At 63.3% G+C, this 13,826-nt stretch carries 12 protein-coding genes; all 12 read left to right on the top strand.

What is annotated here, in order from left to right; genetic code table 11:
- The first annotated feature begins 47 nt into the window (after positions 1–47).
- The 12 genes from pdxS (at position 48) to QP413_RS01485 (ending at position 13,750) form a co-directional block, all read left to right on the top strand.
- Positions 48–968 carry a pyridoxal 5'-phosphate synthase lyase subunit PdxS gene (gene pdxS, locus QP413_RS01540; RefSeq protein WP_012360180.1) on the top strand — a complete coding sequence of 307 codons (921 nt, stop codon included), beginning with the start codon at positions 48–50 and terminating at the stop codon, positions 966–968.
- A 6-nt stretch (positions 969–974) separates the two neighbouring features.
- Positions 975–1,859, top strand: a complete 885-nt coding sequence (locus QP413_RS01535) for an acyl-CoA thioesterase II (protein ID WP_173362312.1) — start codon at positions 975–977, stop codon at positions 1,857–1,859.
- 255 nt (positions 1,860–2,114) lie between these two features.
- Positions 2,115–2,870, top strand: a complete 756-nt coding sequence (locus QP413_RS01530) for a YebC/PmpR family DNA-binding transcriptional regulator (RefSeq protein ID WP_012360182.1) — start codon at positions 2,115–2,117, stop codon at positions 2,868–2,870.
- A gap of 252 nt (positions 2,871–3,122) precedes the next feature.
- Positions 3,123–3,626: a crossover junction endodeoxyribonuclease RuvC gene (gene ruvC, locus QP413_RS01525; protein WP_284780332.1), complete on the top strand. Its 504-nt coding sequence runs from the start codon at positions 3,123–3,125 to the stop codon at positions 3,624–3,626.
- A 43-nt stretch (positions 3,627–3,669) separates the two neighbouring features.
- A complete protein-coding gene (gene ruvA, locus QP413_RS01520; RefSeq protein WP_284780243.1) occupies positions 3,670–4,290 on the top strand; it encodes a Holliday junction branch migration protein RuvA in 621 nt (206 codons plus the stop codon).
- A gap of 65 nt (positions 4,291–4,355) precedes the next feature.
- The gene (ruvB, locus tag QP413_RS01515) at positions 4,356–5,459 is read left to right on the top strand and encodes a Holliday junction branch migration DNA helicase RuvB (protein ID WP_012360185.1); all 1,104 of its coding nucleotides are present in this window, start codon (positions 4,356–4,358) and stop codon (positions 5,457–5,459) included.
- A gap of 123 nt (positions 5,460–5,582) precedes the next feature.
- On the top strand, positions 5,583–5,975 hold the full coding sequence (gene yajC, locus QP413_RS01510; RefSeq protein ID WP_284780240.1) for a preprotein translocase subunit YajC: 393 nt from the start codon (positions 5,583–5,585) through the stop codon (positions 5,973–5,975).
- Between the two features lie 167 nt (positions 5,976–6,142).
- Positions 6,143–7,984, top strand: a complete 1,842-nt coding sequence (gene secD / locus QP413_RS01505; RefSeq protein ID WP_284780239.1) for a protein translocase subunit SecD — start codon at positions 6,143–6,145, stop codon at positions 7,982–7,984.
- A 17-nt stretch (positions 7,985–8,001) separates the two neighbouring features.
- Entirely contained in the window at positions 8,002–9,192 is a 1,191-nt protein-coding gene (gene secF, locus QP413_RS01500; protein ID WP_284780331.1) for a protein translocase subunit SecF, read from the top strand.
- Between the two features lie 85 nt (positions 9,193–9,277).
- Positions 9,278–10,876: an ABC transporter substrate-binding protein gene (locus tag QP413_RS01495; RefSeq protein ID WP_284780237.1), complete on the top strand. Its 1,599-nt coding sequence runs from the start codon at positions 9,278–9,280 to the stop codon at positions 10,874–10,876.
- A gap of 17 nt (positions 10,877–10,893) precedes the next feature.
- Positions 10,894–11,481, top strand: a complete 588-nt coding sequence (locus tag QP413_RS01490) for an adenine phosphoribosyltransferase (protein ID WP_284780236.1) — start codon at positions 10,894–10,896, stop codon at positions 11,479–11,481.
- Complete coding sequence (locus tag QP413_RS01485; protein WP_070758964.1) at positions 11,474–13,750, top strand: bifunctional (p)ppGpp synthetase/guanosine-3',5'-bis(diphosphate) 3'-pyrophosphohydrolase; 2,277 nt, start codon at positions 11,474–11,476, stop codon at positions 13,748–13,750. Before QP413_RS01490 ends, QP413_RS01485 begins: the two co-directional genes overlap by 8 nt.
- The last annotated feature ends 76 nt before the right edge of the window (positions 13,751–13,826 follow it).

The following is a 13,826-nucleotide window of genomic DNA, read 5'->3' as shown; positions in this document are numbered from 1 at the left end:
GCGGGTAAGGGCCAGCACGCCCAGCCACGAAGAGACGGGAATACAACGTGAGCAAGGCATCCAAGACCGCTGCGGCGGACGCGTCCATCACCACCGGTTCCGCGCGCGTCAAGCGCGGTTTTGCCGACAAGCTGAAGGGCGGCGTCATCATGGACGTCGTCACCCCTGAACAGGCCAAGATTGCCGAGGACGCAGGCGCCTCCGCTGTCATGGCACTGGAGCGCGTTCCGGCTGACATCCGCGCACAGGGCGGTGTGTCCCGCATGTCTGACCCGGACATGATCGCTGGCATCATCGACGCGGTCGAGATCCCGGTCATGGCTAAGGCCCGCATCGGCCACTTCGTTGAGGCAGAGGTGCTCGAAGCACTCGGCGTGGACTTCATCGATGAATCCGAGGTGCTGAGCCCGGCCGACTACAAGAACCACATCGACAAGTTCGACTTTGAGACCCCATTCGTCTGTGGCGCCACCAACCTGGGCGAGGCCCTGCGCCGCATCAATGAGGGTGCGGCCATGATCCGTTCCAAGGGTGAGGCTGGCACCGGCGATGTGTCCAACGCAGTGACCCACATGCGCACCATTCGCGCGGAGATCAACCGCCTGAGCAACATGGCCGAGGACGAGCTCTACGTCGCCGCCAAGGAGCTGGCCGCACCGTACGAGCTCGTCGTTGAGGTCGCACGCAACGGCAAGCTCCCAGTCACCCTGTTCACCGCCGGTGGTATCGCTACTCCGGCCGATGCTGCGATGATGATGCACCTCGGTGCTGAGGGCGTGTTCGTCGGCTCTGGTATCTTCAAGTCCGGCAACCCGGCTCAGCGCGCCGCAGCCATCGTCAAGGCGACGCAGAACTACCAGGACCCGAAGGTCATCGCGGACGTTTCCCGCGGCTTGGGCGAGGCTATGGTCGGCATCAACGTCGACGAGCTGCCAGTGTCCCACCGCCTCGCAGAGCGCGGCTGGTAATTCCCCATGGTCGCCTCCTCGTCCGCCGCCCGGCCCCGTATCCTCGACGTTCTCGACCTTGAGAAGATCGACGGGGATATCTTTCGGGGACGCGTGATTCCTTCGACGTTGAGCCGAACGTTCGGCGGGCAGGTGGCTGCTCAATGCCTGGTCGCTGCCACCCGGACCGTGGGAGCGGAATATCAAGTGCATTCCCTGCACGGGTATTTCGTGGCCCCCGGACGTTCCGAGGAACCCACGCTGTATATCGTGGAACGCATCCGCGATGGCAGGTCATTCTGCTCCCGTCAGGTGAAGGCAGTTCAGCACGGCAAGCCGATCTTCATCATGCAGGCGAGCTTCCACGTTCGCACGGACGAAGGGCCGGAGCACTCCGACGAGATGCGCCGGGTGGTACCGCCGGAGGAGGTCGTGGTCAACCGCGACGAGCTGCCTCCGGTGCGCAAGGCGCTGTTTGATGAGTGGCGCGAGTGGGATTTGCGGGTCGTCCCGGAAGGGGACTTCGAGCCGAATAAGTATGCGGCCTCCCAGCAGGTTGTTTGGTTCAAGTCGAAGGCCAAGCTCCCGGACGACGAGACTTTCCACGTGTGCACGCTGGCCTATATGTCTGACATGACTCTGTTGTCCTCCGCTCTTGTCCCACACCGGGGCGAGCAGTACCAGGAGGCCTCACTCGACCACGCGATGTGGTTCCTGCGACCGTTCCGTGCCGATGAATGGCTGCTCTACGACCAGGTCAGCCCATCGGCGCACGCGGGGCGCGCCATTACCCACGGACGCATTTTCAACCAGGCCGGGGAATTGGTCGCCGTCGTGACTCAGGAGGGGCTGACCCGAAAGATCGTGGGCGACCGCCCGGCCGTCCCCCTCAAGGGCTTCGAAGGGAATTAATCTTCGAACTCGCGCCCAATCGGGGCAGTGGCCTCGATGTAGCAACAGAACCGCCGTGCCAAGGAGCACGGCGGTTTTTCTTTCGAGGAACGCTCCACCCGCGCGATGACTACTGCGATGGCCACGAAGAGATGCTAGCGAAACGCGCGGGCCAGTGGTTGCTTAGAAAAGCCACCGGAGGTGCGTAGTAAGCTGGTAAACGCGAAAAACTGCACCGCAGTTTAAAGGAATTATTCGGCTAGTAGGAAGAGGACGATGGCAGGCCATTCAAAGTGGGAGACCACGAAGCGTAAGAAGGCAGCAATCGACGCCAAGCGTGGCAAGGAATTCGCCCGACTGGTAAAGAATATTGAGGTTGCGGCGCGCATGGGTGGCGGCGACCCCGACGCCAACCCGACGCTCCAGGACGCCATCACCAAGGCCAAGAAGTCCTCTGTTCCCAATGACAACATCGAGCGTGCCCGCAAGCGTGGCTCCGGCGAGGAAGCTGGTGGCTCCGACTGGGAGACCATCATGTATGAGGGCTACGGCCCGGGCGGGGTCGCGATGCTCATTGAGTGCCTGACCGATAACCGCAACCGTGCGGCCACCGACGTCCGCACCGCGATGACGAAGAACGGTGGCAACATGGCGGACGCCGGCTCCGTGTCCTACCAGTTCGAGCGCAAGGGCCAGGCCCTTCTCGACAAGGGGGAGCTGACCGAGGACGACCTGCTGCTGGCTGTCCTTGATGCCGGTGCCGAGGAAGTCAAGGACCACGGCGAGCAGTTCGAGGTGCTCTGCGATATCTCGGACCTCATGGGCGTCCGCGAGGCGCTCAAGGAAGCAGGCATCGAGTACGACTCGGTCGAGCAGGTGTACCGCTCGAACCTGGAGGTTCCGGCGGACGCAGAACTGGCCCGCAAGGTCGCTAACCTTATCGACGCTCTCGACGACGTCGACGATGTCCAGGAGATTTACACCAACATGTCCGTCTCCGACGAAGTGGCGGCCGAACTCGCTGAGGACTAGTCGGTCTACCTAAGGGGCGCTACGGACCCGCGTGCCCCATGGGAAAGAGCTGGCTGCCTGGCCGCATTCCGAGTTACTTCCAGGCCACGGCAATTTCGATCATGTGTGCTATATTCGGTAATCATCATGAGCACAAGGTCTAATGCAGTGCCGGATGCGGCACCAGGGAAGGCTGATCACACCGCCTTCGGCCACAACCCTCGATCGGCGGGAGGGTGGGGTTCGCCCACGGGATTTCGACGTGCAGAATCGATGGTCGGCAAACGCGTCATGGGGATCGACCCAGGTCTGACCCGCTGCGGGCTCTCCGTCGTACAAGCCGGTCAAGGTCGCGCAGTGTTTCCTGTCGCGGTGGGGGTGGTGCGCACCGAGTCCCATGTCCCGCTGGAGCAACGACTCCAGCGGCTATACCGCGCCGTGAGCGAGTGGATCGCTGATTACTCCCCGGATGTCGTCGCGATCGAGCGGGTATTCGAACGTTCGAACGTGTCGACGGTGATGAATACCGCTCATGCCGCCGGGGTACTGATGCTTGCTGCGGCGGAACGCGGATTGGCCGTAGAAAGCTATACCCCCAGTGAGGTGAAGAAGGCGATTAGCGGCAATGGTCGGGCCGATAAGGCTCAGATGACCAAGATGATCACCCGAATCCTCGGGCTGTCGGAGGCGCCGAAGCCCGCGGATGCCGCTGATGCGCTCGCGCTGGCGGTCTGCCACTGCTGGCGGGGGCCGATGAATCAATTCCTGCGCGCCTGAGGCGCCGGGGCAGAAAAACATATAGAAGGATGATGAGTTCGACATGATTTCCTCGCTGCGCGGTGACGTAATCGATAAGGGCTTGGACTACGTTGTGATCGAATGCGGCGGGGTGGGATACCGCTGCCTCGCGACCGGCGATACCCTCGCCACATTGCGGCGCGGCGAGTCGGCTTTCGTCCTCACCAGCCTCGTGATCCGGGACGATGCGCATACGCTCTACGCTTTTTCCACCTCCGAACAGCGCGAGACCTTCGGGATCTTGCAGAAGGTCTCCGGTGTGGGCGCCCGCCTCGCCATGGGCGTGATGAGTGTGCTGCAGCCGGCGGACATTGCTCGGGCTGTCGAGGAGGGGGATATCAAGACCTTGCAGCAAGCCCCGGGGGTGGGGAAGCGGCTAGCCGAACGCATGGCTGTCGACCTCAAGGGCAAGTTTCCGGCTCTGGAAGCGACGAGCGGCCAGGCGACCATTGGCGACATCGCGGCGACCGGCAACGACACGGCGTTGCAGTCGCAGGTCGTGGAGGCGCTTGTCGGCCTCGGCTTCACTGAAGCCAAGGCAGCCACGGCTGTGAAGAAGATTCTCGAGGAGCAGAACGGAACCACCGACCCATCCTCGGTGCTGCGTGAGGGGCTACAACGGCTGAGCGGCCAAAAGCGTTAATCGCTCGACGGCCACGATACACCTAGGATTCACAGCAGCAGACCACACAGGCAAAGGACGCACAAATGTCAGACATCGAACGCACCGAATTCGAACTGCCGGGTTCGTCGTTACCCACCCCGCGCCCCAAGCCTGGGAATCAGCCCACGGGCCAGCCGCCGAATAGCGAGCTCAGCGGGGCGCAGATCCCCGGAGACACCGAGTTCGATAGCTCGCTTCGCCCGAAAAGCCTGACGGAATTCATTGGCCAGCCGAAGGTGCGCCAGCAGCTTGAGCTCGTGTTGGGCGGGGCGCGCAGCCGTGGTGTGGCGCCCGACCACGTGTTGCTTGCCGGCCCGCCGGGGCTGGGTAAGACGACAATGGCGATGATTATCGCCCAAGAACTTGGCTCCTCTCTGCGTATGACCTCCGGGCCGGCTCTCGAACGGGCAGGGGACCTGGCGGCCATGTTGTCGAACCTCATGGAGGGCGACGTCCTCTTCATCGACGAGATCCACCGCATGGCGCGGCCAGCCGAGGAGATGCTGTACATGGCGATGGAGGACTTCCGCATCGACGTCATCGTCGGTAAGGGACCTGGCGCTACGTCGATCCCCATCGAGATCGCTCCGTTCACGCTCGTCGGCGCGACGACTCGCGCTGGCATGCTCACGGGCCCCCTCCGTGACCGCTTTGGTTTCACGGCCCAAATGGAGTTCTATGACACGCCAGAGCTCACCCGGGTCGTGACCCGCGCCGCAGGCATCCTTGGCGTAGACATCGATTCCGACGCTGCCACTGAGATCGCCTCCCGCTCGCGGGGCACGCCGCGTATCGCTAACCGGCTGCTTCGCCGTGTGCGGGATTATGCCGACGTGCAGGCCGATGGTCGAATCACTGTGGACATTGCCCGGCAGGCGCTCGTCGTTTTCGACGTCGATGAGGTGGGCCTCGACCGTCTCGACAACGGGGTTCTAGAAGCCCTGGTGCGTGGCCACGGGGGTGGGCCGGTGGGAGTGAACACCCTCGCATTAGCGGTTGGGGAGGAGCCCTCGACAGTCGAGGAAGTCTGCGAGCCATTCCTCGTGCGAGCAGGCATGGTGGCCCGCACGCCGCGGGGGCGGGTTGCCACCGCTGCTGCATGGCGACACGTCGGCCTGGAACCACCAGAAAACGCACCGGGTATGTAGAGCACTACGGCGGGCGCACTGTGAACGAGCTGGTGTCTCCCGGCTACCACTGGTGTTGGGAACCAACGGCGCTCACGGTCGCGGCTGCGTGCAAAAACCTGAGAATGTGAGACACTGAACATTATGAATTCTTTGATACTTATCCTGATCGTCGTCGTGTTTATTGCTCTGCCGTTGCTGCAGATCCGCAAGCAGAACCAGCGGATGAAGCAGATTCGCGAGTTCCAGGATTCCCTCCAGCCGGGGATGGTCGTCCAAATGACCTCGGGCATCCAGGGGCGCGTGACCCACGTGGGTGACACCTCGATTGACCTGGAGATCAGCCCTGCGGTGGTGACCACCTGGGACCGCGCCGCCGTCCTGCAGGCCGTGAACTCCGTGGAGCCTGGCTCGCAGCAGGAAGAGCAGCTGAGCAACCGTCCGGATGACCAGGCCGAGACGGTGGACAGTGACGTCCAGAACACGGATTTCGACGTCGACGGTGGTACCAGCGCCGACGGTGAGTCCCGCAACTAGGCGTCGGTGCGCGACCCGCTGGACGCGCACGCACACCCCACGCGGACTTGGACATCTGGTGACCGGAGACAGGAATCCGGGTGCCAGATGTTTTGTGTCTCCAGCAGGCACTAAGATATTTTCCCAGCTTTTCATTTAATCCCGATTAACAGCTCAGGAGCCCAACTGTGGCCACAGCGCGAACTCGGCAGCAGAAGCCCACGAAAAAGAAGTGGTTGAAGCGCTCGCTGCTCGTCTTCTTCGTTATTTTCCTCGCCATTTACGGACTTGTCTTCACCACCGGCGATAAGTCCGCTACGCCAAAACTCGGCATCGACCTGCAGGGTGGCACGCGAGTTACCCTCGCCCCGCAAGGGGAGCGGCCGACCGCCGACCAGCTGCAGCAGGCACGTCGCATCCTCGAGTCCCGCGTCAACGGCATGGGTGTCTCCGGCGCCGAGGTCGTCACCGACGGCGATAACCTCGTGATCACCGTCCCGGGGGAGGACGCCAGCGAGGCCCGCGCCCTGGGACAGACCTCCCAGCTGCTGTTCCGCCCGAACTCCCAGCCACAGCCGACGACCCCGAAGTTCGCCGAGGTCTACAAGGACATGGCCAACCGCTGGGTTGAGGCGGGCATCGTGGAGAAGAAGGCCACCCAGGAGAAGATGAACGATCTCCTCAAGGCCATGAAGGAGCAGAATGCTCCAGGGCTGCCGGACAAGCTGACGGTAACCGCCAAGGAGTCAGCGGAGCCGAAGAACTCCGTCGAGGAGCAGAAGCGACGTGACAAGCAGGTTCAGATCCTGCTGAAGGACCGCCAGTCCGAGGACCCGGATACGCAGTCCGCAGCAGCGGGGCTGCTCGACTGCTCCGGACCTGATCCGCTCTCCGGTGCCGACGATCCTGCCAAGCCGCTGGTGACCTGTTCGCCGCAGGGGCCGATGGTGCTGGGGCCTGCTCCGGTGCTGATCGGTGATGAGAACAAGGACAAGCCCCGCCGCTTGACCGGTGACATGATCGATACGAATTCCACCATCACCGGTGGTTTCGACGCTCAGTCCGCACAGATGGCCATCACATTCCGTTTCAAGACCGGCAAGGACACCCCGGGTGGCGAGACCTGGTACAAGCTCGGCCAGGACATGATGAACCAGCAGGTCGCCATCACTCTGGATTCCCAGGTCATCTCCGCCCCGCAAATTCAGGGCGCAACCCCGCCAGGCGAGGTTTCCCAGATCACGGGCCAGTTCACCGAGAAGGAAGCCCAAGACCTCGCCAACAACCTGCGCTACGGTGCGCTGCCGCTGAGCTTCGTCGGCGAGAACGGCGAGCCGGGTGGTACCGCGACGACGATCTCGCCCACCATGGGTGAGGCTTCCCTGCGCGCTGGGTTGATCGCCGGGCTCGTTGGACTCGTGCTCGCCTCCCTCTACGCGCTCTGGTACTACCGCGGACTCGGCCTGATCGCCATCGTCTCGCTGGTGGCCAGCGTGGCGACGGTCTTCGGTCTCCTCGTTCTGCTGGGTCGCTGGATCGGTTACAGCCTGGACCTGGCCGGCATTGCGGGCCTAATCATCGGTATCGGCACCACCGCCGACTCCTTCGTGGTCTACTTCGAGCGCATCAAGGACGAGATCCTCGGTGGTTCGACCTTCCGTTCCGCCGTGCCTCGCGCGTGGGATCGGGCTCGCGGGACGATCGTCACCGGTAACTTCGTGTCGCTTATTGCAGCGGTGATTCTGTACTTCCTCGCCATCGGCGACGTCAAGGGCTTCGCATTCACCTTGGGGCTCACCACCGTCGTCGATGTCCTGGTCGCCTTCCTGCTGACCGCGCCTCTGACGATCATGTTGTCCCGCAAGCCTTTCAGCGCCAACCGCAAGGTCAACGGTCTGGGCCCGGCATTCCGCCTTGCGGAGTCCCGTGGCTACTCGCCGACCCGACCAAAGTTTACTGCCGCCACGGCGGACGTTAAAACGACGAGTGGCTCCACAGAGAGCAGCTCGACCGAGGAGGAGACCCGATGAGCAGCACGGACACCGCCATGAGCAGCGTGAACACTGCGCAGCAGAAGGAACAGGACAAGGGCTCCTGGTTGAGCCAGATGTACAACGGCACCGGCAACTTCCCATTCGTGGCGAAGCGGCGCCTCTCGTACCAGATTCTCATTGCCATCTTCGTCGTGTGCATCGCGACAATCGGCTTCCGGGGCTTTAACCTCGGCATCGATTTCGAGGGCGGTACGCGCATCAGCATGCCGCCGACCGCAAGCGTCCAGCAGGATGACGTTGAGCGCGTTTTCACCGAGGCCACGGGAGTAGAACCCAATGCGGTTCAGACCGTCGGTTCGGGAGACTCGCAGGTCATCGAGATCAACTCCGAGCGGCTCACCGAAGAACAGATCCGTCAGGCCCGGACCGCGCTCTTCGAAGAGTTCAAGCCCGTGAATGCTCAGGGGCAGCCCTCCGAGGACGCCGTGAATGACTCCACGGTTTCCGAGTCCTGGGGCTCGTCCATCACCCAGCGCATGCTGCTCGCACTCGGCGTTTTCGTTCTCGCCGTCTTCGCCTACATCGGGCTGCGTATGGAGCGCGACATGGCGATCTCCGCGATCATCGGTGTGATCATCGACCTCACCATCGTCTCGGGGCTGTACGCCCTCCTGGGGCTCGACGTCTCTCCGGCGACGGTCATCGGCCTGTTGACGATCCTGGCCTATTCGCTCTATGACACTGTCGTCGTGTTCGACAAGGTGCAGGAGAATACTGCGGGGCTATTCGACTCGAACCGCGCGACATATGGGGAGCAGGTCAACCTCGCGATCAACCAGACGGTGATGCGCTCCATCAACACCTCCATTTTCTCGCTGGTGCCGATCGCTGCGCTGCTGGTTATCGCCGTGTGGCTCATGGGCGTAGGCACCCTCAAGGACCTCGCGCTCGTGCAGTTCATCGGCGTGATCTGCGGTACCTTCAACTCCATCTTCTTCGCTGCCCCCATGCTGGTGAGCCTGAAGATGCGCCAGAAGAAGTACCAAGAGCACGACGAGAAGGTTCGCAAGGCTCGCGAACGGGCAGCTGCTGGCGAAGAACCGGCTGACGACGCCGAGGATGCGCCCCGCGCCGGAACCCGCACCGTCGTGAGCCCGAACGCTGGCCTTCGCGTGCAGCGCGAACAGCAACCGGATGCCACGGGCCCGGATACCAGCGGGGTATCCTGGCGACCTGGAATGTAGCTGGCGAAAGCTCAAAGACTCGGGGGAGGCCCTGGGGAGCGTTCGCTTGGCGGTGAATCCCAGCGGACGCTTAAGGAGGTGTGAAGTGTTCAAGCATCGCGGATTCCGCGCGGGAATAGCGACCCTGGCCGTTGGCGCTCTGCTGGCCGGCTGCTCTAGCAATGGCGGCGGGTTGGGCCGCGCCGAACCACAGTTCGGCTACCAGCTTCCGACCACCCCGGTCACCACCAACGCGGGGTCGGCTGTCGGGGTGGCTACTGATGCGGCAAAACTTTCCGCCCGCCTGTACCCAGGTGCCTTCCTCGCTGGACCGGAGGGCCAAATGCTGCCCAACCGGGATCTGGTCGAGGTCACTCCGAGCGAGAAGCACCAGGAAGTCGTCGACTACAAGATCAACCCGAAGGCAAAATACTCCGATGGGCACAAGGTCGTGTGCGATGACTTCCAGCTGACAAAACTGGCCAGCGAGCGTGCCGATCTTTTCGCCTCCGATTTGCCGATCTATCACCAGGTCGCCGAACTACACTGCGCCCCGGGCGCCGACCGCTTCCGGGTGGTGTTCAAACCGGGGTTCGGCCAGCGGTACCGCGAACTTTTCAGCGCGGGAACCGTACTTCCTGCCCACAGCGTCACCAAGCGGGCCGAGGTGGAATCAGTCACCGCAGCCACCGAATCTGGGGTGGAGGAGGACTTGGCTCGCCTCGGCAAGGCCTGGCAAGAGCTCTTCGATATCACCAAGACGGACCCCGCCTCAGTCCCGACATTCGGCCCATACCGAATCGCTGAGAAGGGGGAGCAAGGCCAGTTGGTGCTCCGGGAGAACCCGGAATGGACGGGGGATAGCCCCGCGCAGGTGCCGATCTACGTGTGGGGCCCGGAAGCAGACCTACCGAAGCTCGCCGAGGACCACCAGATTTCGGTGCTCGATGCACCCGTAAAGACGGATTTCGCCGCAGCCGGCATCGCGTCCGAGAAGTTCTCGATTAGCCGCCAGCCCAGCGACCGTTTGGACACCCTCAGCCTCGCCGACACCGGAATCTTCGCCGACGAAGGCGCCCGGCACGCCTTCAGCGCCTGCATCGACCGCAAGGCCCTCGTGAAGACCGTGTCGGAGTTCTCCCGCAATCGCGTGACAGCCACCGGTTTGCGTGTTGTGCAGCCATCTGCGCCGACTCACCCCCGCTTGCGCGCGCTGTCCGGGGCCCACATGAACCGGGATATCCAGGCGGCGAAGGGGGCTCTCGAGGGAGCTACCGTGCGCATCGGCTACCTGAAGGAACACGAGCGCTACGCCAAGCAGGTTGAGAGCATCAAGAACAGCTGCGCGGAGGCCGGGATCACCGTAGAAGCGGTGCCTCTTTCCGCCGCGAATTATGGAACCTTGGGGGAGGACTACGACGCGTTGCTGTCGACCCTCAGCGGTTTCGGCCGCAATGGGCTCAGCAAGGCCAACCAGGCATCGCTGCTGCCGGAGCTTCTCCGCGCGGAAAAGGAACTGCAGCAAGCGATGTGGACGATTCCGCTGACCACCGAGCCGCGGGCCATCGCAACCCTGAAAAATGTGGACAATGTCGTGGATAACCCGGGCAGTGTGGGGCTCAGCTGGAACATGGACCGGTGGGTCGAGCTAGACCACATCCCCGAAACCAACAGCCCCACGGACACCCCCACCAAGAAGTCTTAAAGGATTAGTCGACAACCATGACCCAGGCATCAGAGTTCATCCTCTCCGACCCGAGCGCGATTGAGCGTCAGGAGTATGCCCAGAAGCTGCTCGCCGATCACATTCGGCTCGTTCCGGGCTTCCCCGTCGAGGGCATCGTTTTCGAGGACCTCACCCCGGCTCTCGCCGACGCGGAGGCTTTCCGAGCTGTCGTTTGCTCCTTGGCTGACGCTGCCCGGGAGATGGAACCAGACCTGATCGCTGGTCTCGATGCGCGTGGCTTCTTGCTCGGCAGCGCCGTGGCTTATGAGCTGGGCCTCGGTATCCTCGCGGTGCGCAAGGGCGGAAAACTGCCGCCGCCGGTTCACCAGGCCAACTATCAGCTGGAGTACGGCACCGCCACGCTCGAGATCCCAGCCGACGGCTTGGATCTGCGGGGCCGCCGGGTACTGCTGCTCGACGACGTCCTGGCGACCGGGGGCACCCTCCAGGCCGCTCGCAGCTTGCTTGACAAAGCTGGTGCGACGGTCTGTGGCCTTGGGGTAGTACTTGAGGTACAAGCGCTGGACGGTCGACAGCGCTTCCCTGATATCCCGTTGTATGTCGTAGGAACCGATCATGAGTAACGAAAAGGGTTCGCTGTGGATGGCGGCGCGCATCGCGCGCACCCTGACGGGGACCGCCCGCCCGAAGGTGAACCCTGTGCTGGCACCACTCATCGTGGTGCACCGGAAGTTCCATCCGAAGGCGAATCTCGAGGTTCTCAACCGGGCGTATGACACCGCGGAGCGACTTCACGACGGCGTGATGCGCAAGTCGGGCGAGCCGTACATTACCCACCCGCTCGCCGTGGCGACCATCGCCGCGGAGATCGGCATGGACACCACCACGCTGGTGGCAGCACTCCTGCACGACACCGTCGAGGACACCGACTATTCACTCGAGGAGCTCACCGCTGATTTCGGCGAGGAGGTTGCGCGCCTCGTGGACGGTGTCACCAAGCTGGACAAGGTGGCGCTCGGTTCCGCAGCGGAGGCCGAGACCGTCCGAAAGATGATCGTGGCGATGTCGCACGACCCCCGCGTGCTGGTCATCAAGGTCTGCGACCGGCTGCACAACATGCGGACCATGCGCTTCTTGCCGCCGGAGAAGCAGGCGAAGAAGGCTCGCGAAACGCTGGAGGTCATCGCACCACTGGCGCACCGGCTGGGGATGGCGACCGTCAAGTGGGAGCTGGAGGACCTCGCCTTTGCGATCCTGTATCCGCGCAAGTACGAGGAGATCGTCCGCATCGTCGCGGACCGAGCCCCCAAGCGCGACCAGTACATCGCCCGCGTCAAGGATGAAATCGAGTCCGCGATGCAGGACACCGGCATCAACGCCGAGGTCGTGGGCAGGCCGAAGCACTACTGGTCGATCTACCAGAAGATGATCGTCCGCGGCCGCGACTTTGACGAGATTTTCGACCTGGTGGGAATCCGAATCCTGGTGGAAACCGTCCGCGACTGCTACGCCGCCGTTGGCGCGGTCCACGCCTTGTACCAGCCCATGCCCGGCCGTTTTAAGGACTACATCAGCTCTCCGCGCTTCGGCGTCTACAAGTCCCTGCACACCACCGTGCTTGGCCCGGACGCGAAGCCGCTGGAGATCCAGATCCGCACTCTGGAGATGCACCGCAACGCCGAATACGGCATTGCCGCGCACTGGCGCTACAAGGAGACCCGCGGCACCCACAGTGGAACCAGCGAGGACCTGGACCAGATGGCGTGGATGCGCCAACTGTTGGACTGGCAGAAGGAGGCTGCCGATCCGAATGAGTTCCTGGATTCGCTGCGCTACGACCTCTCCACCGACGAGATCTTTGTGTTCACCCCGAAGGGGGATGCCATTACGCTTCCCGCGGGTGCCACCCCCGTGGACTTCGCCTATTCCGTGCACACCGAGGTCGGGCACCGCTGCATCGGTGCGAAGGTCAATGGACGTTTGGTTGCGCTGGAAAGCAAGCTGCAGACCGGCGACAAGGTAGAGATCTTTACCTCCAAGGACCAGTCGGCGGGCCCCAGCAAGGACTGGCTGAACTTCGTCGTTGTTCCGCGAGCCCGGGCCCGCATCAAGCAGTGGTTTGCCAAGGAGCGGCGCGGTGAGGCTGTCGAGGTCGGCCGTGACGCGCTCGCCGCGGAGGTGCAGCGTAATGGCGTGCCGGTGCAGCGCCTGTTCACTCCCGAATCAGTCCGCGCCTTGGCAGCCGACCTGGGATACGACGACGTCGACGCCCTGTACGCTGCCATCGGCCGCCACGAGGTCACCGCCGGGCACGTCGTCAACCAGCTTATGGACCAGCTCGCTGGCGAGGACGATGCGCCCCCGATGCTGCCCAACGAGGTTCCCGTCCACCCGGCTAGCCGGATCGCGAACACCCCGCAGGAGGGCCGTGGCGACGGCTCCGGCATCCTCGTGCAAGGAGAGGCGGACTTTTCCGCGAAGCTGGCGAAGTGCTGCACCCCGGTGCCGGGCGATGCGATCTTCGGCTTCATCACCAAGGGTGGCGGAGTCTCGGTGCACCGTACAGACTGCACCAACGCTCCGAAGCTGCACCAGGACCAGGAGCGAATCATCGAGGTGGGCTGGGCGCAGAGTTTCCAGAACGCCGTGTTCCTCGTGACGATCCAGATCGAAGGCCTGGATCGCAACGGCCTGCTCTCCGAGGTCACCCGCGTGGTTAGCGAGCAGAAGGTGCCGATCATCGCGACGAGCTCGCGCACCTCGGAGGATCGGGTGGCGATGATCCGTTTCACCTTCGAGGTCTCTGATACCAAGCAGCTGGGCTACCTGATGGGGCAGCTGCGCAACATCGAGGGCGTGTTCGACGTCTACCGAGTCACCACCGGCGGCTAGGACCCAGCCAACCCCCGTCGGGGCAGGAGCAACGACGAAGCCCGGGCACCCATGCGGGATACCCGGGCTTTGCGCA

This window comes from Corynebacterium sp. UMB4614, assembly GCF_030217065.1.
Taxonomy (GTDB): Bacteria; Actinomycetota; Actinomycetes; order Mycobacteriales; family Mycobacteriaceae; genus Corynebacterium.
Note: the sequence above shows the minus strand (reverse complement) of the source record. Positions and strands in the feature narration are given on the sequence as shown.